Source organism: Candidatus Zixiibacteriota bacterium, from assembly GCA_036397555.1.
In the GTDB taxonomy this organism is placed as follows: domain Bacteria; phylum Zixibacteria; class MSB-5A5; order WJJR01; family WJJR01; genus DATKYL01.
The window spans coordinates 86,608-109,415 of sequence record DASWIS010000025.1; the positions used below are offsets into that span (position 1 = coordinate 86,608).

At 59.6% G+C, this 22,808-nt stretch carries 18 protein-coding genes; 5 read left to right on the plus strand and 13 right to left on the minus strand.

Annotated features, from left to right (window positions below; genetic code table 11):
* Nucleotides 1-18: 18 nt before the first annotated feature.
* The 3 genes from dapF to lexA form a co-directional block, all read right to left on the minus strand.
* Nucleotides 19-837 carry a diaminopimelate epimerase gene (dapF, locus tag VGB22_08000; protein ID HEX9751208.1) on the minus strand — a complete coding sequence of 273 codons (819 nt, stop codon included), beginning with the start codon at nucleotides 835-837 and terminating at the stop codon, nucleotides 19-21.
* A gap of 257 nt (nucleotides 838-1,094) precedes the next feature.
* A complete protein-coding gene (locus VGB22_08005; protein ID HEX9751209.1) occupies nucleotides 1,095-2,333 on the minus strand; it encodes a PLP-dependent aminotransferase family protein in 1,239 nt (412 codons plus the stop codon).
* Between the two features lie 173 nt (nucleotides 2,334-2,506).
* Complete coding sequence (gene lexA / locus VGB22_08010; protein ID HEX9751210.1) at nucleotides 2,507-3,127, minus strand: transcriptional repressor LexA; 621 nt, start codon at nucleotides 3,125-3,127, stop codon at nucleotides 2,507-2,509.
* 277 nt (nucleotides 3,128-3,404) lie between these two features.
* Here lexA and VGB22_08015 point away from each other — a divergent pair, with 277 nt between their 5' ends.
* From VGB22_08015 to VGB22_08035, 5 genes are all read left to right on the plus strand, one after another.
* On the plus strand, nucleotides 3,405-4,118 hold the full coding sequence (locus tag VGB22_08015) for a DUF1573 domain-containing protein (GenBank protein ID HEX9751211.1): 714 nt from the start codon (nucleotides 3,405-3,407) through the stop codon (nucleotides 4,116-4,118).
* A 69-nt stretch (nucleotides 4,119-4,187) separates the two neighbouring features.
* Nucleotides 4,188-4,949, plus strand: coding sequence for a DUF1573 domain-containing protein (locus tag VGB22_08020; protein ID HEX9751212.1), 762 nt, complete (start codon nucleotides 4,188-4,190; stop codon nucleotides 4,947-4,949).
* Between the two features lie 82 nt (nucleotides 4,950-5,031).
* Complete coding sequence (locus VGB22_08025) at nucleotides 5,032-5,817, plus strand: DUF1573 domain-containing protein (protein HEX9751213.1); 786 nt, start codon at nucleotides 5,032-5,034, stop codon at nucleotides 5,815-5,817.
* A gap of 75 nt (nucleotides 5,818-5,892) precedes the next feature.
* Entirely contained in the window at nucleotides 5,893-6,126 is a 234-nt protein-coding gene (locus tag VGB22_08030; protein HEX9751214.1) for a hypothetical protein, read from the plus strand.
* Nucleotides 6,127-6,243: 117 nt separating this feature from the next.
* Complete coding sequence (locus VGB22_08035) at nucleotides 6,244-6,663, plus strand: hypothetical protein (GenBank protein HEX9751215.1); 420 nt, start codon at nucleotides 6,244-6,246, stop codon at nucleotides 6,661-6,663.
* A 308-nt stretch (nucleotides 6,664-6,971) separates the two neighbouring features.
* Here the strand turns inward: VGB22_08035 and VGB22_08040 are convergent, their stop codons facing one another.
* The 10 genes from VGB22_08040 to VGB22_08085 form a co-directional block, all read right to left on the minus strand.
* Nucleotides 6,972-8,423 (minus strand): GWxTD domain-containing protein, encoded by a 1,452-nt coding sequence (locus tag VGB22_08040; protein ID HEX9751216.1) that lies wholly within the window; start codon nucleotides 8,421-8,423, stop codon nucleotides 6,972-6,974.
* Nucleotides 8,420-9,691: a GWxTD domain-containing protein gene (locus tag VGB22_08045; protein HEX9751217.1), complete on the minus strand. Its 1,272-nt coding sequence runs from the start codon at nucleotides 9,689-9,691 to the stop codon at nucleotides 8,420-8,422. Before VGB22_08045 ends, VGB22_08040 begins: the two co-directional genes overlap by 4 nt.
* Before the next feature lie 216 nt (nucleotides 9,692-9,907).
* Entirely contained in the window at nucleotides 9,908-11,158 is a 1,251-nt protein-coding gene (locus VGB22_08050) for an ABC transporter permease (protein ID HEX9751218.1), read from the minus strand.
* 15 nt (nucleotides 11,159-11,173) lie between these two features.
* On the minus strand, nucleotides 11,174-12,394 hold the full coding sequence (locus VGB22_08055) for an ABC transporter permease (protein HEX9751219.1): 1,221 nt from the start codon (nucleotides 12,392-12,394) through the stop codon (nucleotides 11,174-11,176).
* A 61-nt stretch (nucleotides 12,395-12,455) separates the two neighbouring features.
* Nucleotides 12,456-13,151 (minus strand): ABC transporter ATP-binding protein, encoded by a 696-nt coding sequence (locus VGB22_08060; protein ID HEX9751220.1) that lies wholly within the window; start codon nucleotides 13,149-13,151, stop codon nucleotides 12,456-12,458.
* Between the two features lie 36 nt (nucleotides 13,152-13,187).
* Nucleotides 13,188-14,498, minus strand: coding sequence for an efflux RND transporter periplasmic adaptor subunit (locus VGB22_08065; GenBank protein ID HEX9751221.1), 1,311 nt, complete (start codon nucleotides 14,496-14,498; stop codon nucleotides 13,188-13,190).
* Between the two features lie 135 nt (nucleotides 14,499-14,633).
* Nucleotides 14,634-15,950 (minus strand): TolC family protein, encoded by a 1,317-nt coding sequence (locus tag VGB22_08070; protein ID HEX9751222.1) that lies wholly within the window; start codon nucleotides 15,948-15,950, stop codon nucleotides 14,634-14,636.
* Nucleotides 15,951-15,991: 41 nt separating this feature from the next.
* Nucleotides 15,992-16,750, minus strand: coding sequence for a YIP1 family protein (locus tag VGB22_08075; GenBank protein HEX9751223.1), 759 nt, complete (start codon nucleotides 16,748-16,750; stop codon nucleotides 15,992-15,994).
* Between the two features lie 210 nt (nucleotides 16,751-16,960).
* Nucleotides 16,961-19,138 carry a sodium-translocating pyrophosphatase gene (locus VGB22_08080; GenBank protein ID HEX9751224.1) on the minus strand — a complete coding sequence of 726 codons (2,178 nt, stop codon included), beginning with the start codon at nucleotides 19,136-19,138 and terminating at the stop codon, nucleotides 16,961-16,963.
* Nucleotides 19,139-19,467: 329 nt separating this feature from the next.
* The gene (locus VGB22_08085; GenBank protein ID HEX9751225.1) at nucleotides 19,468-22,701 is read right to left on the minus strand and encodes a BamA/TamA family outer membrane protein; all 3,234 of its coding nucleotides are present in this window, start codon (nucleotides 22,699-22,701) and stop codon (nucleotides 19,468-19,470) included.
* Between the last annotated feature and the right edge of the window lie 107 nt (nucleotides 22,702-22,808).

Here is a 22,808-nt window from a genome sequence, read left to right on the forward strand (position 1 = left end):
TGTGCTCCGGTGACATGCTCAGACGCCCCAGTCTCCTTCAAAGAGAACTCGTGCCCGCGCGAGCATGGTGACACCGCCGCTGCGTGTGTCCACGATGAACCGCTGTCTCCCGCCCGGGGACACTACCGTGACGCGGGAGTCCGCTTTGCCCAGGTGTGCGGCGGCCGCGACGGCGGCCAGTGCACCAGACCCCGAGGCCGGGGTCGGTCCGACCCCGCGCTCGTACACACGCATCTCGAGCTTTCGACGTGAATGTATTCGTGTAAAGCCGACATTGACGCCTCCGGTTGCGTGTGCGCGCCTTTGACATAACAGACCGACGTTTTGCCAATCAAAGTCAAACCCGTGAACGAAGAACACCCACTGTGGATTGCCGACGGCGACGGTCCAGTAGGAGCCCGGTGTACGTCGCGGCATCCCCGAGAGCGGCCGCCCCTTCGTCACCGCCGGAGCCGGCCGCACGATACTGACCTCGTAGTGCCGATCCCGCAGGGCTTTTGTCGAGACGCTCATCAATCCGGCCCCGGTCAGGAACGTGATGCGACGCGGATCCCCCTTTTGTGCGGCGACAACCGCCGATGCGCAGCGCAGCCCGTTTCCTGACCATTCAAAGGGTGACCCATCGGCATTAAACATTCGTGTGCCGATTTGCGCGGCCCGCCGCTTCGACAGGATGATTAAGCCATCGGCGCCGACTCCACAGCGTCGGTTGCACAGCCGCTGTACGAGCGACCGGGTCCAGCGCACTGATGTCGCGCTCTGATGAACGATAATAAAGTCGTTTCGCAGAGACTCGGCCTTGGCGAAGTGAATCCGTCGTGGCTTCTGATTGGGCATCGCAATTGGTTTCGCTGGCCAACGGTCAGGCAGACTACGTGTATTCGGCGGAGCCGACAAGGCCGTTCCCGACGGGATGTTGCACGACAACAAAAAAGGCCCGTCTATCGACGGGCCTTTGGCTTTGACTGTGACTGCACCCATCGATCTACGGGACATCCTCCGTGCGCCAAACCCAGTTGGTGTGCAGTTGTTTCATTCCAAATCCGGTACTTTCCATCGCTTTGGGAATACGCCTCACGCAACGCGATTGTTGGTCAATCCTGCGCCTCGTTTGAGAAAACCCGTCCCAGACGCTTGATACCCTCATGGATGTTTTCCAATGACGCGTTGGAGAAGTTGAGCCGTAAGGTGTTCAGCCCGGTGCCGTCGGGGAAAAACGGCCGTCCGGGGACATACGCCACCTTCTCTTCGATCGCGTTCTGCAAGAGCTTAGTCGCATCGGTCCCTTCGGGCAGCCGCACCCAGAGGAACAACCCGCCCTCCGGCCTGGTCCAGGTGACCGTATCCGGGAAAAACTCGCTCATCGCGCGCAGCATGGCGTCGCGCCGCTGGCGATACGCGCCGATCAGTGACTCGATGTGCCGCTCCAGCGATCCATCATGCGCGTATTCGTAGATGACATGCTGGGCAAACTGGTTGGTGTGCAGGTCGGTGCACTGCTTGACCCGTTCGAGCACGGGCGTGATTTGCCGTGAGCAAGCGATCCAGCCGATGCGAAGCCCCGGCGAGACGATCTTGGAAAAGGTGCCCAACTGCAGGACCGCCTGACCACCGAGTGACTTGATCGACGGGGCAGGTGTCCCGGAGTAGCGCAACTCGCCGTACGGGTTGTCATCGATGATCGGGACCGAATACCGGCGCGCCTTCTCGACCAACAATCGGCGGCGGCACTCGCTCAATGTGATCCCGGTGGGGTTCTGGAAATTCGGCACGACGTAGATCAGGCGCGGCCGGTAACGCGTGATCAACGGATCGATCGTTTCAACCAGCATTCCCTCGTCATCCATTTCGACCAGCGCGTAACGCGTGCCATAGTAGTTGAACGCCTGCATGGCGCCGACATACGTCGGCCGTTCGCACACCACATAGTCCCCGCGCTCGATGAATGCACGGCCAACCGCATCCAGTCCCTGCTGCGATCCAGCGGTGATCAGGATGTTTTCGGCGGTCAGACGGTATCCCGTTTGACGGAAAATCCGCTCAGCGATAAACTCTCGCAGCGGGAGAAACCCCATGGAAAGACCGTACTGGAGCGCCGCCGACCCGTACTTCGTCAGCACTCGATCCGCCGCGGATTTGATCTCGTCAACCGGAAACAGCTCGGGAGCCGGAAGTCCGCCGGCGAACGAAATGACCCCGGGCTGGCTGGAAAACTTCAGGATGTCGCGAATGATCGACGACTCAAGCTGGTACGCGTGCCGAGAGAAGTGGCTGGGGGTAAACGCGAACGGCTCTGGCATGACTTCATCGCGGACGAGGGTTTCGAGATCCATGACACAAACCTACCCTTCCATCGGTCTCGCGGTCAAGATCAGACCACTACGTCCTATGATCGGCGGAGACAGCCTCACCGCTCACACATGATACGGCCCAATTGGCATTCGGCCTCATGACAGGCGGATCTTTTGACAAGTCGTGAAACGGAAGGATCCGGGTCTGCAGTTTCTTACATCCGTCGCAACAGCCCAACCACGACCCCGGCAATACTGAAGCCAGGCGCGTTACGATCGACGATAATGGGGCCGAAATCGGGATTCGCGGGCTCGAGTCGGACACGATTACGTTCGGGATAGAATCGTTTGACGGTCGCTTCCTCTCCGATCAGGGCGACGACGATCTCACCGGTGTCGGCGCTCGGCTGCTTGCGGACCAGGACCATGTCACCATCCTTGATCCCCTCGTCGCGCATGCTCTCGCCAGTGACGCGCAGCGAGAAAACCTCGCCCCCGGGCAGGAACGAGCGGTCCACGGCGATGTGGCCGTCGATATTCTCGACGGCCAAGAGCGGGAGACCCGCGGCGACGCGTCCGACGACCGGAATCGACTCGACCGGGGTCGAGATCGTCTCCATCAATTCGATACCTCGTGACAAAAACGGCGTCTTCCGGATGTATCCCTTCTTCTCCAGAACAGCCAGCGCATCACGGACCCCGTTCGTGGACCGAATCTCGAACTGCTCGCCGATCTCACGCATCGTCGGCGGACGCCCTTCACCCTGGATATGATCGCGTAGAAACCCGTATATTTGCCGTTGGCGGGGTGTGAGCTGTTTTCTTGAGTCTTCCATGGCGTTTAGAACTCCCTCCGGCTATGCACAGACAGCCGCAGCGGGATATTCCGCTTCTCAACCCTGATACTGAACATTTGTGTGGTCCACAAGCATAAAATCACTTGTAACGATCACTTTCTGACAGACGTCATCGGGTTGTGGAGAGAAGCTGTATAACGATACGGCGACGGTAGATTACCCCTGTATCACCAGAATGTCTAATCCCGGCACAGCCATGAAGCTACTAAGTCGTTTATTACCAATGTATTACGTGCAGGTTGCGGTTGCCTTTGTGATGCTCTCCATACCCACAGTCGGTCTTGGGCTTGGATCGAGCGTCCCCACCTCGCCCTCAGACCCTGGGCCCCGACTTCGCGCAAGTGTCGAGAGTTTCGACTTTGGATATGCCCCTCAACTGGCGCATCTCTCCCACGCATTCTGGATCAAGAACATTGGCACTGAAGTGGCTACGATTCAACGAATTAAACCAAACTGCGGCTGCACTCGTGCACCGTTGACAGACAGCATCATAGCACCCGGCGATAGTACCTCGATCGAAGTCATATTGGGGACTGGAAAGATGATCGGCGAAGTCGAAAAGTACGCCCGCTTGTATACCGATGCGATCGGGCGTGTGCCGGCGCTGATCATCAAATCTCATGTGCTGGCCGATGGTACGCAGCCGCCGAATCTCGTTGCTGAGCCGGAGGGTGTATTTGTCGACTCGACGGCTCGTCCTGAGGCGGATGGAGAGCGCTGGGAAATCCCGGTGGCGCTGAAGAACAGCGGAACAGAGAACATGAGGATCACCGCCATTGATGTGCCGTCGCGGTACGTATTCTTATCCGAATCGGAGTTTACGCTTGGTCCTGGGCAGAGCCGCACAATCATGTTCCGTGTCGACCCCGCGATTCTGACTCTGGAGCATGGACGGTCGGTCACGTTCGCCGCCCACGGGAAAGACGAGATGCGTCTGACCGTGCCCGTCGGAGAGCGCCCGGCCCATTAGGAGCAACGACCCGTGATTGAGGCAGATGCAGTGGCAAAAACCATACATGAACCACCCAAGGAGAGTGTTATGTCACAGAGCAATCCCATGTCACATTTCGTGATCCCGGCGCTGGTGTCAGCGGCGATGCTGTCGGCGCCCAATGCCTTCGCCGGAAAAGCCGAAATCATGGTCCCGGAGGAGTCATTCGATTTCGGCTACACGCCACAGGACGCCAAGGTTACACACGTCTTCTGGATCAAGAACACCGGCGATGACACGCTCTTCATTCAGGATGTCAAGCCGGGCTGCGGCTGCACAAAGGCGCCGCTAAAAAAGACGGAACTGGCATCATTGGACAGCACCGATGTCGAGGTGATCTTCTCGACCGGCCACTACAGCACTCGGACGACAAAGTCGGCTCGCATCCTCAGCAACGCCGGCAACGTGGCGCCGACTCTGATGATCATGTCGCATCCGATGAAGGACCTCGACTCGCTTGAACTGTTCTCGTTGGATCCTCCACGGCTGAACCTGGACGAATCACGGTCGGCGGACGGCGACGGCCCGATGAAGTTCGATGTCAGGATCAACAACAAGTCGTCGGAGCCATACGCCCTCAAGCTCGTGTCCTTTCCGGCGATGCCGGAGTTAAAGATCGAACTGCCCAGCGGTGCGATCAGTCCCGGCAGCGAGGAGACCATTTCGATTACGCTCGATGGCTCGTTGAGCTCGGAAATCTTTACCAAATCGTTTACGTTTGAGGCCACCGACGCCCTGCAGACCCGCTACACCTTCCCGATCGAGAAAAAGATGCGGTGGGGGCCGACGCCGGTGTCGTCCTCGCGGTGAGCGAGAATCTCAGTGTTCGGGCCGCTTCACCGCGCAACAGAAGCAGACGTCGGTAAAGCGGCCCTCCTGCGTGATGTCGTCGGTGCACACCGTGTTGCGCGCAATCCGGGTTGCCCTGTACACAGCGGTTGCCGGCACGGTCGCATTGGCCATACCGGCAACGGCGGATGACCCTGAAGAAGTGACCGCCACGACATATGGGAAGTTGGAGTTGAGCGAAACAGACTACGACTTCGGGTACATGCAGCAGCGGGTGCAGGTGTCGCACCGCTACTGGATGAAGAATGTCGGCGGACAGGAGGTGCGAATCGAGGATGTCCAGCCCGGCTGCGGCTGCACCAGGGCGCCGCTGCAAAAGAAGAATATCCCGGCCGGGGACAGCTCATTCGTCGATCTGATCTTTGCATCCGGGCACTTTGACGGCCACGTACACAAATCGGCACGCGTCATCTGCAATGTTCCGGGGCGCGCGCCGGAGCTGTTTTTCGATGCCTATCCGCTGAAGTTCCCCGATACACTGGGCGTGTATACCGTCTCACCGGCCGAGTTGCAACTCGATGAGCTCCGTGCCGACGACGACACCGCGGTGTGGAATCAGACGATCAGAGTGAAGAATGTCTCCTCTGAGACACTCCGCTTTCGGTTCGCGCAGGACCCGGACATTTCGGGAGTCCGTGTGACGCTGCCGAGGCGGGGGATCGCCCCCGGAGAGGTGGCCGCGATTCGAGTCGCGCTCGAGGGAGACATCGCGGAACAGATTCTCACCAAGTCGTTTACGATCGAGGCCTCGGACTCCGCCCGAACGCGATTCACCGTCGCCGTCAGAAAGCCGCTGCGATGGGGCCCTCTGCCGCGGGCGGACCATTGACGTCTCCGCATGACGGTTGCCCACTTTGAAGCCGATGTGTATAATGTGTGCCCCGAAGAACCGGGAAGGAAGCCTATGAGAATTCGCTCTCCGTACGCCTTCACCTTGACTGTGTCCGTGGCCATTGCTGCCGCTGCACTGGCGCAGGACGGAAAACCCCTGGAGGGGCTCGACGGGCCGGTTTTGGAGTTGCGCGAGTCGTCGTTCGACTTCGGGTATACTCCCCAGGGAGCGCAGATCTCGCACGCATTCTGGATGATGAACACCGGGACCGACACGCTGCTGCTGCGCGACATAAAACCCGGGTGAGGATGCACAAAGGCTCCTCTGACAAAACGGGAGCTGGCTGTCGGTGACAGCACATTCGTCGAGTTGATTTTTTCAACCGGGCACTACACGAACCGGACAAACAAGAGCGCGCGGATCATGTCCAACTCGGTCATTGACCCGCCGCGCCTGGGCATCCAGGCGTTTCCGCTGTCGATTCCGGAGTCGTTGCAGGTCTTTGCGGTGATGCCTCCTGTGCTCGATCTGGATTCCACCCATATCGATTCTCCGAGGTCACATGGTGACTACGAAGTGGTCGTGCGAAACCGATCCGAAGAGAGATTCTCACTTCAACTGGTGAGCCCGGTCGTACTGGAAGGGATCGAAATCGATGTTCCTTCGGGCGACATCGCTCCGGGAAAAGAAAAAAAGATCAAGGTCAAGATCAGCCCGGAGCTGGATGAGAAGCTGTTCACGAAGTCGTTTACGATCGAGGCCTCCGATACGGCAAACACCCGGTACACAGTGCCGATCGTCAAAAAGATGCGCTGGGGTCCCGAACCGCCCCCGTCGAATTGACGTAACCGATCCGATGTGTCACTGGGCCCCGACTCCGTCGGGGCCCTTTTTGTGGAATCGATTCAGGTGCGAGCCAAGTCTGACTCGCGCTGAAACTTGCGCGCCGTGCCGTTGTCAGGGTGCAGCTTGGCGGCCGGCAGACGCAGAGACGGCGGCGTTGAGCCCGAGCAGCAAGAAGATGTCATCGGAGCGGCATTGGGGACGGAGACGGTCGAGCGCTTCGGTTTCTCGGCGCTTCCTGTCGTTGTCGATTCTCGTTAGACCGGGGAACGAGATGATGTGAGGAGTGAGATGTTAATCGGTCGCTGTCAGCGGGTCGGTCCCTCAAAGGCGCCGATTTGGAGTTGATACTCCCAGTTGGGATCGCGCCGTTCTCCGCGCGCGCTGGAATGAACGAGGCGATAGTCCCCGAATCCGGCCTCATCGAGGAACAGAAAGTCCGCGCTGCCCTGATTGGGAATGTTGTCGTAGACCCAATGGATCGCCGCCGGAAAGTCGGGTGTGAACGGGTACCGCTTAATCTCCGTGGGCGGTCCATACACGATGTAGACGCGTCCGCGGTCGGTCCGCCAGCCATCGCTGCGCTCGCGAAACCCGATTGAAAACTGATCATTGGCGTAGTTCATCCGTCGCATGTGCTCATCGCGGTACTCATTGATGGGAGTATCGGGCGACGGGTCGCGTTCACGCCAAAACTGAATCAAAAAGCTCAGTTTGCCGCGCGCATCGAACTGATCGAAGGCAGTCAGCTCACCGGGACGCGCAATAAACGCGATAATGTCACGAACCCGTTCGACCTCCTCGACCGTGAGGGAGTCGGTCATGGGCCGCAAGACCTGAAACGGTTTCTCCACGACAGCGTGCTGAGCGGTCGCCGGATCACTGACCTCAAGCCGCAGGCGATAGACGCCGGAACTGAGGTCATCGACGGTGACATGCGATGCGAGCACTGTCGATGGGCCGGGTTTCTTGAGATGTTGCACACCCAGACTTCGCGCCGGAGTACCATCGGTCGGCACAATGGAAAAACCGACCGTGTAGTCCGCCGCGCTTGTCGGTGAATACGAGAGATTGTACGATTCGCAATAGAAGTACAGTTGGGTGCGCGATTCACTGACCAGCCCCCGGCAATCGGGATACGTCTTGTACCCGTTCTTGACCAGCACATCGTACAGATTGGCCGCCGTGTCCGCGGCGAGCTGAATGTCGTAGCCGAGCTGGATCTCCGAGAGCATCAGCGTGTCCCCGCTGAAATCGGGGACAATGACGGGGTAGGTCGCCTTCGACGACGAGGAATCGGCCAAATCCGTCACGTCGACCTGCGCCGAGTAACGCCCCGGCGGCAGATCGATGGCCATCGCGAAAAAGAGCGTATAGTCGGCATCGGCCAGATCGGATGAGTCGGTTGCCATGGCGGCGAATACGGCCGCCGCCGAATCGACCGCCCGGCCCTCACGGTCGGTGATTCGGACGCGCGTGGCGACATCGGCGCGCAGGCCGGATTGGGTCGGCCGGAACACGAACGTCGAGCGCTTGATTTCGAAGTAAAACTCGACATAGCCGTCGCGCGACTCGTCGGACATACGAAACACCGCCGCATCCGTCCAAAACTGATGCGCACCGGGGCCATCGACCGCGGCAGCGATGGCGGGCAACAACAGCACAGTCAGCGCACAGAACCACCCGGCACAGCACGAGTTCATGCGCAATGCGTCGGGCTTCGCCGGCGCCGGCAACCGGCTTCGTGAGCAGGTCTTCATCGGTGATATCCGTCGTAAGGATACTGCAGTTCATAATCGCCGTTTCCCCGCACATCGACAAAGAGAAACTGACGGTTTTGCTGGTAATAGTTCCAAATCTGGTACGGCTTCTGCCCGCTCTCGAACGGAAAGCGCTCGATTTCATCGGGTTCGCCGTAACGGACATAGACGGTCCCGAAGTCGGTCCGCCACCCGCGGCGAAACGGCGTGGTAAAGCGCAAATCGGAAAACCGTATCCGACGATAGTACTCCTGCTGCCACTCGTTCTCGTCGGTCTCCGGCGTCGGATCCTTCAACTTCCAGAACGCGCGAAAGAGCCGTTCGCGTTCCGATTCAGATGCGTTGCGCAGACTGTCTAGCTGGTCGTGCGAGGCGATATGAACCAGCATGTCGACCGCCTCCTCCCAACTATCGTGAACCAGCGCCCCGACGGTCCAATCGATCCAAAAGAAACTTTCCAGTGACGCGCCGAGCTGCTGACCCTCTCGATTCAGGGTGGCGGCCCTCATCCGCACTTCTCCGGTTCGGAGACCGGCGAGATCGCTTTTGTAGACGATCGTATCGGTCATCCTCAGCGAATCCAGTCGCAGTGTGTCTTTGTGCGAGTCGCGATTCCCCTTTTGATCGATGGTAATCTCGACAGCGACAGCGGCCGCAGAAGGCGACTGATAGACCTCCATGAAAAAGGCGACACGGTCGGACATACCGGCGAACGATCGCCGGACATTGGGGACATACGATTGCCCGCCGCGCGCAAACGCCGGGTATTCGGGGGCCCGTGCGGCCGGATCGAAGTAGGCCGGCCCCCCAAACCTCCAGTCGGATGCGGCGAAGTGTCGTACGTCGACGTCGCGTTCCGTCGAGTGCGACGCGCCGGATATGCGGTCGGTCAGTGTCGTGGTCAGCAGGTAGTTTCCGGGCACGACCGTCATCGATAACACGTTGACGAGATATCCCTCGTTGCTGCGCGTCTCATCGAATGTCTCCAGGCGGTAGTTCTCTCGTTTCATAGTGCTGGCAACCTGACGGTCGCTCTCACCCGACAGCAGTGCCGCCATCTCGTAGGCCGCGACATAGTAGTCCGAGGGAGACTCGTCCGCCGTGTCCGAGGCCACGGATTGTGACGAATCCTGCCCGTCGGCTGTGCGACGCAGATAGGAGAGCCGGTGGTTGACAATCCGATAGTAAACCTCGATGCGCACGCTGTCGGCGCCGACCCGGAAGGGCGCAAAATCCAGATCGAAAGTCGGCGTTCCCGGACGTGGCAACCCGGAGAACTCGGCCTGCCCATGAGCACAGATCGGGGCTGTGAGGATCACAGCCGCGCAGATTACCCACCGGATGAAGAGAAATTCCCTGCTGATTGCGCCTTGGATCACCTCTTGCCCCTTCAAGCGGGTGCGCCGGTCTTTACAAGAATATACCCCTCGCCCGGACGGCGCTACCCATTTGCGAAAGGCGAAACGGGCTGGACGCCGGCGGAATCACTCGTAGCGCAGACTGACAATGGGGTCGACGCGTGCGGCCCGATAGGCAGGATAGATACCGAAGACCAGGCCCACGCCGACTGCCACGGTGAAGGCGATGATGACCCAGGTGGCCGACACACCGGCCGGCAGGGGTGTCGTCACGTCCACCAACACCGCGATACCTAGCCCGGCGATGATACCGATCACACCGCCGATGCCGGACAGTGTCATTGCCTCAATGAGGAACTGCCAAATGATGTTGCGGCGACGGGCGCCGACGGCTTTGCGGATGCCGATTTCGCGAGTCCGTTCGGTTACCGAGACGAGCATGATGTTCATGACGCCGACGCCGCCGACCATCAGTCCGATCGACGAAATGACAGTCATGGCGATGTAGATGATCCCGGTGATACTCTGATACTGTTCGTAGAGCGTCTCCTGCGTGAAGACGGCGAAGTCGTCGGGCTTGTCATAGGGCACGCCGCGCCGACGACGCATCAGTTCGCGTATTTGGTCGATTGCTTCAGAGAGACGGTCGGGATCGGCGGCCTGGCACTCCAGCCACAGCTCCTTCTCCCACGGATGCAGCTTGGCGAACGTGTTGTAAGGGAGCAGAATGAAATCGTTGAGCGACTCTCCCAGAAACGCGTCACGCTTGGCGATGACACCAATCACCTCGAAAGGCCGTCCGTTGACTTGAATCGTCTTGCCGATGGGATCCAATTGTGGGAACAGCGCCTCGGCGACGTCGTAACCCAATACGCAGACCATGCGCTTGAAGTGATTGTCGATGTCGCTGACAAAGCGGCCCTCGGCCATTTCGGAGTTGTTGACATCCTGATATGTCGGCAGGATGCCGACCAGGTCGGGTCGCATCGCCTCATGCCCGGCGAAACTGGCCTTGTTGCCGTCGGGCGTGCGCCAGAAGTGATTCTCCGGCGAAACGGCCCGGATGAGTGAACAGTGTTGTGCGATGGCGACCGCGTCCTCGTAGACGATCCCCTTGCGGTTGCGCTCCTCCGAGGAGCGTCGGCCGATGGTAATCCCCGGCTTGTACTTGGACACATAGATAACGTTGGATCCCAGTGATTGGATTTGTTGCGCCATCGAATTGTTCAGCCCGGTGATCAGCGATACCATGCCGATGACCGACGACACGCCGATCATGACCCCCAACACGGTGAGGATCGAGCGCAGCTTGTTGGCGCGGAGCGCCGACAGCGCCATCACGACCGACTCGCGGAACTCGAATGCGTTGAGGTTCATGGCGTGTTGGCGCGGTTACTCATATCGAAGCGCCTCGATCGGATCAAGGCGTGCTGCCTTCATGGCCGGATAGACTCCGAATATCGTGCCGATGCCCCCGGAGACAAGGATTCCAGCGATGATCGACCACAGTTCGATCCCCATCGGCAGCCCGGAGATGGCAGACAGCGCCCAACCGCACAGGACGCCACCGAGAATGCCGATTGCGCCTCCCGCGACCGCCAGCGTCAGCGATTCGGAGAGAAACTGCCAGAGCACGCTCATCTTCCGCGCGCCGATCGCCTTGCGAATGCCGATCTCACGCGTCCGTTCGGTCACCGACACCAACATGATGTTCATGATAACGATGCCGCCGACTACGAGCGCGATCGACGAAATGCCGATCATCACCAGGAAAGCACCCTGCGAGAAGTTCTCCCAGACCGACATCAGGTCGGCGGCCGTGTAAATCTCGAAATCGTCGTCGGCGGCATACGAGAGCTTGTGGCGCGCCCGCATGACCATGCGCACTTCGTCCTGAGTGCCGGTCATCGCCGCGATGGACGACACCTTCACGAAAATGTCCAGCGAGCGTTGTGCCCCGAAGTGCTTCTCGAAGGTCGACTGCGGTATGATGACGTAATTGTCGCGGCTTTGGCCGAGTGTGGAGCCGCGCCGCTTACCATTGCCGACGATCGTGTACTCATGTCCGCCGATGCGGATTGTTTTGCCGATGTACGAAATGCCGGGAAACAGGTGGTCAATCAAGTCATAGCCGATAAACGCCACGGAGCGGCGATGCGCGTTGTCGGACTCCGTGGGATAGTGGCCCTCCTCGATTTCAACATCAACGATCAGCGGCCAATTGGCCGTCGACCCCATGATCCAGACGTCGTCGACAAAAAGGTTGCCGTGCCGGACCTGTCGTTCCGTGATGGCGCGTCCGGCAACCAACTCGCACGACTCGCACGCCGACGCGATCGCCTCCATGTCCGCGATCGTGAGATTCTTGCGGCCACGGCGGTCCCACCACTGATCATTGGAAGTGATGATCCCCTCGCGGTCGACGATGAATGTCGCAGCCCCCAACGTCGAGATTTCCCGGGCGACGTATTGATTCATCCCGGTGATCATCGAGACGATTGCAATGATGGTCGTGACGCCGATGATGATTCCGATGAGGGTCAGCGCCGAACGCAGCTTGTTCGCCCACAGCGCGCCCAGGGCGATGCGGACACTTTCGACGAACTGCCCCATACGACCTCAGTGAGTGGCGGCCGTCGGAGACGACGACCGCAGGTGCCGCGTCGGACAGCGATCAGGCGGCGGCATCTTTGCGGCCGCGCTCCTCGCGCTCGATCTGACCGTCGCGGATGTGGACGATTCGGTCGGCGTAACGCGCCACGTCGTGCTCGTGCGTCACGAGAATGATCGTATTGCCGGCTACGTGCAGGCGGTCGAAGAGGCCCATAATCTCCAGACCGGTCTTGGTGTCGAGGTTTCCGGTCGGTTCGTCGGCTAAGATCAGCGACGGATTGTTGACCAGTGCCCGCGCGATGGCCACACGCTGCCGCTGTCCGCCGGAAAGCTGGTTCGGGCGATGCGTCATGCGATCGCCCAGATCGACCATTTCCAGCGCGTGTTTTGCCATATCGATGCGCTGCTCGCCGCCGGTGCCGTTGTAGATGAGCGGCAGCTCGACATTGTGCAGCGCCGTGGCACGCGGCAACAGGTTGAAGGTCTGAAAGACAAACCCGATCTCCTTGTTCCGCACGCGGGCCAACTCGTCATCGTTCATGGTCGCGACCTGACGCCCGTTGAGCTGGTATGTTCCGCGCGTCGGCGTGTCCAGGCAGCCGATCAGGTTCATCAGAGTGGACTTTCCCGAGCCCGACGGCCCCATGATCGCCATGTACTCGCCTCGTTCGATCGCCAGCGTAACGCCGCGCAGCGCATGGACCTCTTCGGCCCCCATCTGGTAGGTCTTCCACAGGTCTTTCGTCTCGATCAACATTGGTCTGCTCCGATCTGTGTATCGCCTGGCGCGCGGCTACGCGTCTTCGTCGGATTTGCCCTTCTTCTCGGGCTCGACTTTGTCTCCGTCTTCGAGCGTTCGCAGAGTCCGAAATGAGCCCACCACAATCGTGTCCCCCTCGCTGAGACCCAACGTAACTTCAATGTTCTGTTGATCGGCGATGCCGGTTTCGACTTCGGTGAAGATTGCCTTGTTGTCGCGAATCACGAAGACGCCCTGTAACGGCTTCTTGTCGGTATCCGGTTTGTCGCCGCCGGATCCATCGTCCTCCGTATCGGCGGCGACGGCTTCTCCCACGGGTGCGGCCGACTCTGTCCTGACAGAATCGCCGGCGCGCTTCAGCTTCGACTCATCGCGAAGCACTACGGCGCCGATGGGAACCGTCAACGCGCTCTCGCGCCGATCGGTCGTAATCCGGCAGGTGGCGGTCATGCCGGGCTTGATGTTCGGAACGCTGTCGATGATCAGCACAGTGACCAGGAAATTCGTAACCTGGTCCTGCGTTCCGGCACCGGAGATTTGCGCGGAGTTTCCGACTTGGTTGACGGCACCGACAAATTCGGTGTCGGGAAACGCATCAAGTGAGATTTTGACCGGCTGCTGCAAGTCCACGTTGCCGATGTCGGTCTCGTCGACCTCGATCTCAACTTCGATTTCCGAGAGATCGCTGACCACCATGATGATGCTGGCCTGATAGGTTTGCGATCCCATGACAATTTCGCCGACCTCCGAGCGCAGGTCGGTCACGTACCCGTCGATGGGACAGCGAATGGTGGTATATCCTAAGTTTTCGCGCGCCTGATCGACCGTGGCCCGGGCCTGTTGCATGCGCGAGCGTGCCGCCTCGGCGGCCGCCTGGGTCGTTTCGTACCGGGTCCGTGCCGCATCGAAGGTCTCCTGCGATGTCAGACCTCTCTCATGCAGTGCCAGTTGGCGCTCGCAGACCAGCTTCGCCTCGGCCGCCTGCGCTTCTTCCAGACGGAGAGTCGCGACACCGGCCTCCAAGCCGGCCTCGGCCTGGCGAAGAGCCGCTTCATAATTCCTGGGGTCGATTTGGACCAACAACACACCTTTGGCGACGGCCTGCCCCTCGACGATCGGGATCGCGATAATCTCGCCGGAGACATTGGCCGAGATATTGACCTCTGTGCGCGGCTGGACCTTGCCGGAGGCGGAGACTTCCGACACCAGATGACCGCGTTTGACCTCTCCGACCTTGACGGAAACGGTTTTCTCCGACGAGCGCGTCAAGTTCAACACGACCACAATGATCAGGGCCGCGATGGAGCCGCCGATGATCAGGAGTTTTTTTCGTTTCTTCAGCATACGGATAGAACGCGTCGCGCTACGGCGTCAACGGACCCGACTGACACCGTCCGCCTGTCAATATACGGGAAAACTCAGAATATGGTTCAGCCCCCGGACCGGCGGGTGCGATCATTGTCACGCGGCAGACCGCGCTCAGCGTCCGCGTCCGATAACATTCTCCAGGCGGGCGACGGCGACATAGTGGTCGTAGAGCGAATTGACCTTCTCGTTTTGCGCCGATGTTAAGGATGCCTGCGCATCCAGCAAGTCGAGGATGGTCGCCGCGCCGAGATTGTACTTTTCCTGCGCGAGCTTGAAATCTTCCTGCGCTGAGGCCTCGGTTTGATCTGCCACCTCACGGCTTCGCTGTGCCAGCTCGACGCCCAAGTGTGATTGCTTCACGCCCAGCTCAACGGAGTGTTCGGATTGCTCGAGTTGTTCGCGCGCGTTCTTGACGCCGACGCGGGCATTGGAAATCATCGTCTTGCGGCTAAATGCCGAAAACAGCGGCAAATCGGCGCTCAACGAGAATCGCCAACTCTGGTTTTGATCGAATCCCATCAGGTCGCTGAAATCTCCGGCTACCCAGCCGCGCGAATAACTCCAGCCGACGTTCGGGAACAGGGACGCGCGCGCAATGCCGATATCGTCTTTCGCCAGCCGCAGTGCAGCGCGCGCGCCCTGGACCTCCGGTGAGTTCTCCAGCGCCTCGGCCAATGCCGCCTGGTAGTCGGGTGTCTGCGTTACGCCCTCGCCGATGTCCTCGATTTCGAACGGCTCGTCGACGGAGCGTCCGAGGATGGTATTCAATCTCGCCCGTGCGCTCTCCACCTCGTTTTGGCGGCGGAGCAGCTCGAGTTGTTCTGTCCCCAACTGGACCTCGGCCTTCAACACCTCCGAGAGCGACGCCGATCCCAGCTCGTATTTGCTGCGAATGGTCTTGTGCGACTCTTCGGCGCGATCGACCGCTGCGTCCTGAACTTCGACCAGCTTGATGGCTTTCAGGAGATTGAAGTACGCCTCTTTGACCCCGAAGACGAGGTTGTTGACCGTCGCACAGTAGTTCTCGCGCGCGGCGGCTCGTGAGTGATAGGCGGCCGCGACCCCGTAGGCATTGGCGCCGCCGTCGAAGACCGTCTGGCGAATTGACAAGCCGCTGCTCCACCGGAGTGCTTCGATGAAGGTGTTAGAGTTCTGATCAAAATAGGAATCGCTGTTGCTGCGGGAATAGCTCGCACCGTATGTCGCTGACGGCAACAGATTTCCCCAGGCCGACCACACGCCCTGCTGGGCGCGGTGGTATGATGTGTGCGCGCCGGGCAGGCCGAATTCCGCCGACCCGCGATTGGTTAGCGCCAAATCGATGCATTGATCCAATGTCAGAACATCCTGGGCACGGCTCACATTGACTGCGGCGGTCAGACTCATTGCAACAAGCAGACAAATCAATCCCTTTGCGAATCGCTGCATGGATTTCTCCCTCGGTGTGGCCGTGTGTGTTCGAAAGCTCGCTACATGCTGAAATTAATTCCCAAAGTCGCCAGCCCGCTCTGCGCCAGCACCCAGATGAACCAAAACACGAAGATCGCGCCGAACGCCCTGCCCGTCTTCACGTTCGCCATAACCGACACTGCGACCGATGACAACCATAGCTGCCAGAGCGCAAATATCTCGAAAGAAGACAGCAGCTTTCTCATGAATGCGCCCGTGTCGGGAGATGTGAGCACTCCCAGCCCCAGGGACACATCCATCGAGCCCTTGGCCATCACCAGCGGGACGGTGACCAGTGTAACCGGGATGACGATCATCGCCGTCCACGCGTACGCATTCAAGGTCCGCAGGTATTTCAGATCGCCTCCGAGCAGGATGTTGCCGACGAAGAGCAACACTCCGGCGACGATGAACATCGCGGCGAATATCGATACCGGCACGAAGAGCAGGTAGGTCGGATTGTCGAAGTTGTCCTCCATACCCGAGAGAATCTCCGCCTGTTGCTCCTCGGGGAGACCACGCTCCACGAGCGCTTCCTTGGTCCTGGTCATCTGCGATTCTTTGACGATCGATTTGATCGGCATATAGCCGCCGATTGAGATCGCCGAGACAAGAATCCCGAGAATGAGCCATTCGTGCGTACGCCCGACACTGGCAAATGTCTTGCGCGGGTCGAAAAAGAGATTCCACAGCTTGGCGGGGAAGCTCATCTGCGGCGCGGCACCAACCGGTCCCGGCGTGGCCGCCATTCCCACTTCAGAGGTCGTTTCCGTCATCATCCACCCCGAGACTCCGGCGAACCAGGCGGGTTCGGCCGGCATGAGTTGAACAAACGGTTTGGGACACTGAAAGTTTCATTATTCAGATGCATGATTGATGAGACGCCTTCCCGTAGACATGAGCCGCAGCGAAATCGCACAAGCAACTCTGGATCCAAGCGTGCACTTCCGTAAAGCAATTGACGGTGAATCGGCTCTTCAGCCACCCCCTCAGATGAAGAGAGGTGCCAACACGAGCGTAATCGTCGACAGAAGCTTGATCAGCACGTGCAGCGATGGCCCCGCGGTGTCCTTGAAGGGATCGCCGACCGTGTCGCCGACAACACTGGCTTTGTGCGCCTCCGATCCCTTGCCGCCGTACATGCCGGTCTCAATCCACTTCTTCGCGTTGTCCCAGGCCCCGCCGCCGTTGTTGAGCATGGTCGCCATCAGCACGCCCGTAATCGTGCCGACCATCAGCAGCGCCGCCACCGACTCCGCCGCGATGAGCGGGTCTTCCGCAGTGATGAACGTGCGGAACAACAGCCCGACCGCGATCGGCATCCCGACGGCAAGTACGCCCGGCAACACCATCTGACGCAGCGCCCCGCGCGTGACAATGTCGACACAGCGTCCGTAGTCGGGTTTCTCGGTGCCCTTCAAGATGCCGGGCTTTTCCTTGAACTGCTGGCGAACATCGTTGATGACATAGTACGCCGCCTTGCCGACCGCACGGATCGCCAATGCGGAGAATAGCATGACCAGCATCGCGCCCAAGAGCCCACCGACAAAGACAACCGGCTTCGCGATGTCGATCGCGTGAAAGGCCTCGGGGTCGCCGATATAGTTGCGAACCTCATCCATGTATGCCGTGAACAGCAGGAATGCCGCGAGTGCGGCCGATCCGATTGCATACCCCTTGGTCAGCGCCTTGGTAGTGTTGCCGACCGCGTCCAGCCGGTCTGTCTTGCGTCGAATCTCCTCGGGCTGATGGGACATCTCGATGATGCCCCCTGCATTGTCGGTGATCGGCCCGAAAGTATCCATCGCCAGGATATAGGCCGCTGTTGCCAGCATGCCCATCGTGGCGACAGCCGTCCCGAAGAAGCCGCCATGCGGCAACGCTGCTTCTCCGAGGAAGTAAGATGAAAGGATGGCAATCGATATGGCGATGACCGGGATCGCCGTGCACTCAAGGGCCACGGCCATGCCCGTGATGATGTTCGTCGCAGGCCCCGTCTGCGATGCCTCAGCGATCTCTCTAACCGGGCGATATCGGTACTCGGTGTAATACTGGGTGATGTAGACAAATGCCACCGAAGTCATCACGCCGATCAAGCCGCATCCGAGAAAATACAGCCAGGCGTTGGGGCTGGACTCGATGTACAGCAGCCAGCGCGTGGCAACGGCAAAACCGATCATGGCCAGCACAACCGCCACCGTATAGCCACGGTTGAGCGCCTTCATCGGGTCCTCATCATCCCTGGTCTTGACAACCATGATGCCGATGATGGAAGCGATGATACCGAAGGCGCGGGCGATCAGAGGGAACAGCATGACGCCGACGATCCCGGCCGCGAAGCCCAGCCCTTGCTTGTCCGCCGCCAGTGCAATTCCCGCCCCGAGAATCATTGCGCCGATGTTCTCGGCCGCCGTCGACTCGAAGAGATCGGCGCCGCGCCCGGCGCAGTCACCGACATTGTCGCCGACCAAATCGGCGATCACAGCGGGATTGCGCGGATCATCCTCCGGGATGCCGGCTTCGACCTTGCCCACGAGGTCGGCGCCGACATCGGCCGCCTTGGTGTAAATCCCTCCTCCCAATTGAGCGAACAGCGCTACGAATGATGCGCCGAACCCATATCCAACGATCAGCAGGGGGATTTTCCCCAATGGGATTTCCGTGGTGCTGCTCACAAGCCAGAAGAGCCCGCCGACTCCAAGAAGACTCATGGCGACAACCAGAAGCCCGGAAACTGCGCCGCCACGTAAAGCCACTCGCAAGGCGTCATTGAGCGAGCGAGTGGATGCGCTGGCGGTCCGGATGTTCGTGCGAATGGAGATCCACATTCCGATAAATCCGGCAATTCCCGAGCACAGGGCCCCCAGGACGAACGACAGCGTGATCCAGAATGCCATGGCGATGCTTGACTGGACCGGATCGAACTCGTGCGTCGATCGGACGAACCCGTAGAGAACAAAAATGATGGCTGACAACAGAATGCTCAGCATGGCGATGGTGCCATACTGACGGCGCATGAATGCCTCCGCGCCCTCCTTGATGGCATCGGAGATCGCACGCATGGCGGGGCTGCCGGTGTCATGACCCAGAACATGGCGGGAGAGCCAAACGACAAAGACCAAGCTTGCCAAACTAATCCCGATAATCAGGATCATGTATCCGTTCAGGCCCATGGTAGTGATCCCCTCTGTTTGTCCGTTGACCGTTCACGCCCAAAGAGTTGCGGGGCGCACAAAGTCACATTGCCGATCCGCGAGAGGGCAACAAACAGACCTTTGAACGGCGGTCTCAGATGCACTAATCGCGGGGCGGCGAAGATACACAACCCGGCAGCAATGAGTCAAATTGCAGTTTGCTGCAGTCTATCCTGGAGACTGACATTTGATCGTAGTGACACGAGGCCGCGCTTAGTCAGGTCGGCATATCACGCTTTGCCACAAGAGGTTACGCGTATCGTGCCGCAACCGATGAAACGCCACTCTCGCGGTAAGTTCTCTTAGAAGTCCGCGCCGATGGAGAAATAGGACTTCGGCTTGTCGTCAACCGAATCGAGGTTGGTCCGCCATGCCTGATCGAAGCGCAGAACGATGAATCCGAGGTTGGCTCGCACTCCGTAGCCGAACGACGCTTTGATGTCGTTGAGACGGAAGCCGTCTTCGGTGATCGCGCCGCGGAAGTTGTTGTCGTCCCATGCGGCCCCCATGTCGCCGAAGATGGCGCCGCCGATACGGGAGAGGACGATGGGCAAAGGGAACCGCAACGCGAGGTACTCGACAAATGGGAAGCGAAACTCCGCATTGGCAACGAAGAACCGGTTGCCGGACAGTGCGTAATAGTTGTATCCACGCAACGGCGTGATCACATCGGCGAAGTACAGCCCTTCGACATCATAGACGTCGCCGCGCCCGATGCTCGAGCCGATCCAATTCTCGACACCGCCGACGTAGTAGCGTTTCGGGGTCTTGCCGCCGGACACACCCCCGGCCAGACGAAACGCCACGCTGTAGCGCCCGCCCAGACGCGCGTACTGACGGAAATCGAGCAAGGCCGCCTGATATGAAATTCCTTCAGAGACGCCACCCGGCGCATACTCAAGCTCCAACCGGTAGCGGCGTCCGGTCACGGGGCCCGTCAGCCCCCAGATGATGTCGTCGTGCACCAGCGAGATTGAGCCCAGACCGACGCGGGCAAAGCGGTCCTCGTATTCGCCGGACTGCAGGTTTGGGTCGAAGAATTTGCGATCGATGAACAGCATGACGCCGTCAAGCTGCACGCGCGTGAATTTCGAAAAGGGCCGCGCAGCATTCGCGACGAAGCCGTAGGTGCGATCCGAAAAGAGACGGTCGTCGAAATCGATGTAGTAGTACTTGGAATGGAACAGGCCGATTCCGTAGTCGATCCGCTTGGGACGGTACGCATAGTAGACCTGGATGTTCGACTGATCGATCGTGTTGATGAGATCGCTGACGATGAAAAGCTGGTGATCGCCCATGTAATCGGAGATGACAAAAAACGACTGACCCCGCAGACCGAAAAATGTGTCGTACCCAAGCCCGCCCGATACCAAGTCGGGCGAAAAGCGACGGCGGTACTTGCGTACGGCGTACTCGGTCGTGTCGCCTGAGCTGTCGGCGACGGATGCCGACGGTTCTGCGGGCGGCGGCTTCCCGGCCAGCTCCCGAGTCCCCGACACAGTATCCGGCGCCGATGAGGTCGTGTCGCGCCGGGCTTCCGGCGCTGGCTGATCGTCGGCCGGCGCCCCTGCCGTGTCCGCCTCTGCTGCACCCAGCGGCTCGTGCTCCAGAGGGCTTTTCGCGCGATGCACGTACGAAGTGAATTCCAAGTCTTCCTCAAGGAGCGCCTTGGGGACGCGGTCCGACAACCGGATGTTGCCGCGCATGACGAAAGAATTGGTATCCAGACCGAGCTGGCGTCGCATGAACGGGGTCATCGCCAGTGCGTCGCCCTCTTCGATTTTGGGTCGGATGTTGTCCATCAGGAAGACATCGAATCCGCCCTTGAAGAAAGCGGTGAAGGCGATGCCGGTTCCGTCGGGCGACCACGTCGGCGAAAAGCAGCCCGACAGCGCATTGGTGATCGGGTACGGCTCAGACCGCGAAGAGTCGATGACATAGAGATTGTAGATGCCGTTGCGGTTGGAAACGAAACAAATACGGGTGCCGTCGGGGGAATAGATCGGCATCCGGTTTTCGAAATCGTCGTTCGTCAGCGGGCGTACGGAGCCCGACGACAAGTCGGCCTCGAAGATGTTATAGCGTCCGTACGCGGCGGCTCGGGGATCGAACTCGCCGCCCAGACGCAGCGTCGAAGCCGTCCCTGACGGACGGTCGGAGGCAAAGACGATTCGGGCGCCGTCGGGGTGGAACTCGGGGTCCTGCTCATCGTAGTGATCGTCGGTGAGCCGCAGAATCTTCTCAGTTTCCAGATCGACCCGATACAGATCGCTGCGATCGTAGCGCGTCGCAAGGAAGACGACGGACTTCCCGTCGGGCGCGTACGCCGGCGAGCGCATGGCGGAGAAGCCAAACGTCAACACGTCGTCGCGTCCCGATCCATCGACATCGACTAAGAACAGGGCGTCCTGACCGCCGGATTTGGCAATCAGCGCGAGCGTCGATCCGTCCGGCGAGAAACTCATTGCCGATTGGAAGGAGTGCAGCGATTCGAATTGGTCGCTGCGTCCGCCCTTCAGCACGCGGCTCAGTTCCTTGCCGTCCACGGCGGAGATGATGCGGACCTCGGTGTTGTCGGAGCGCTCGCTGAAGATTGCCAGTCGGTCGCCGCGCGGCGAGAAGACGGGTTTGTCGTTCATGTAGCTGCCGTCTTTATCGTGATCGGTCAGTTGCCGCGCAAACTCCCGGGGCTCTTCGCGCTCGGAAATTTCGGGCCAGTACTCCCGTCGCAGCCGCTTTTCCCAGTCTTCGGAGAACTCCTTCATCCCCATGCCGATCGCCTTTTTCAGCGAATTGTCTATGGTCGATTCGAAGCGTCCGCGATTGATGATCTCCGGAATCTTCTCCTCGCCGTAACGCTCGGCCAGATAAAGAATCGCCGACTGTCCCTCCTTGTAGGCGAGATATCCGCCGACATATTCAAGCGGAACGAGGTAATCATGCACCGTCGCATCGCGCATGACCATGTCGGCGAACGTGTCCCATCCGTGGCGGGATGAGTACTCTGCATAACCCTCGGCAAACCACAGCGGCAGATTAAACAGTGACCGCGTGGAGAGGATCGAGCCGAACCCGCCGCCGTAGATTTTGTCGAAGATGACAGCGTGCGTCAGTTCATGATGCAGGACATGCCGGAAGTCCTCGTACGAACCGGTGAAGGGCATCACCATGCGGTTCTTAAACGATTCGGTGAACCCTCCCACGCCCTCTTCGAGAATGCTGCCGGTGACATTGGTCTGCTGAAAATCGTTGTGCGATTGGTAGAGAATGCACGGGACCCGTTCGCGCAGCCGGTGGTTCACCTGTGACGCGACCTCGGCATATGCGGAGTCGAGCACACGCGCCGCAAAGACCGCCAAATCGTAGCCGCCATCATAAAAGTAGATGTCGAAGTTGTCCGTGCTGAGGTAGTGCCACTCGAATTCGCGGTACTGGACTTTGTTTTTGCCGAATCGGTCGCTCTGCGCGCGCGCACTGGGTGCGGACAACAGGACCGCCAGCCCCATCGCACATGTGGCCAAGGCGACGAACCGCATCCCGTCCGTCCTGTTGAATCCGTTGAGAACGGCATCACGCATGTGATAAAAACGTGTATGGAGTTGGGGAATCATCGTTCTGATGTCACGCAAAACCGGACAGACGT

What these genes read in the sequence shown, in the direction of transcription:
- VGB22_08055 (HEX9751219.1), bottom strand. Translation starts at nt 12,394, where the DNA reads ATGGGGCAGTTCGTCGAAAGTGTCCGCATCGCCCTGGGCGCGCTGTGG.
- VGB22_08075 (HEX9751223.1), bottom strand. Translation starts at nt 16,750, where the DNA reads ATGATGACGGAAACGACCTCTGAAGTGGGAATGGCGGCCACGCCGGGA.
- lexA (HEX9751210.1), bottom strand. Translation starts at nt 3,127, where the DNA reads ATGGAAGACTCAAGAAAACAGCTCACACCCCGCCAACGGCAAATATAC.
- VGB22_08085 (HEX9751225.1), bottom strand. Translation starts at nt 22,701, where the DNA reads ATGCGGTTCGTCGCCTTGGCCACATGTGCGATGGGGCTGGCGGTCCTG.
- dapF (HEX9751208.1), bottom strand. Translation starts at nt 837, where the DNA reads ATGCCCAATCAGAAGCCACGACGGATTCACTTCGCCAAGGCCGAGTCT.
- VGB22_08030 (HEX9751214.1), top strand. Translation starts at nt 5,893, where the DNA reads ATGAGAATTCGCTCTCCGTACGCCTTCACCTTGACTGTGTCCGTGGCC.
- VGB22_08065 (HEX9751221.1), bottom strand. Translation starts at nt 14,498, where the DNA reads ATGCTGAAGAAACGAAAAAAACTCCTGATCATCGGCGGCTCCATCGCG.
- VGB22_08050 (HEX9751218.1), bottom strand. Translation starts at nt 11,158, where the DNA reads ATGAACCTCAACGCATTCGAGTTCCGCGAGTCGGTCGTGATGGCGCTG.
- VGB22_08060 (HEX9751220.1), bottom strand. Translation starts at nt 13,151, where the DNA reads ATGTTGATCGAGACGAAAGACCTGTGGAAGACCTACCAGATGGGGGCC.
- VGB22_08040 (HEX9751216.1), bottom strand. Translation starts at nt 8,423, where the DNA reads ATGAAGACCTGCTCACGAAGCCGGTTGCCGGCGCCGGCGAAGCCCGAC.
- VGB22_08070 (HEX9751222.1), bottom strand. Translation starts at nt 15,950, where the DNA reads ATGCAGCGATTCGCAAAGGGATTGATTTGTCTGCTTGTTGCAATGAGT.
- VGB22_08020 (HEX9751212.1), top strand. Translation starts at nt 4,188, where the DNA reads ATGTCACAGAGCAATCCCATGTCACATTTCGTGATCCCGGCGCTGGTG.
- VGB22_08035 (HEX9751215.1), top strand. Translation starts at nt 6,244, where the DNA reads ATGTCCAACTCGGTCATTGACCCGCCGCGCCTGGGCATCCAGGCGTTT.
- VGB22_08005 (HEX9751209.1), bottom strand. Translation starts at nt 2,333, where the DNA reads ATGGATCTCGAAACCCTCGTCCGCGATGAAGTCATGCCAGAGCCGTTC.
- VGB22_08015 (HEX9751211.1), top strand. Translation starts at nt 3,405, where the DNA reads ATGCTCTCCATACCCACAGTCGGTCTTGGGCTTGGATCGAGCGTCCCC.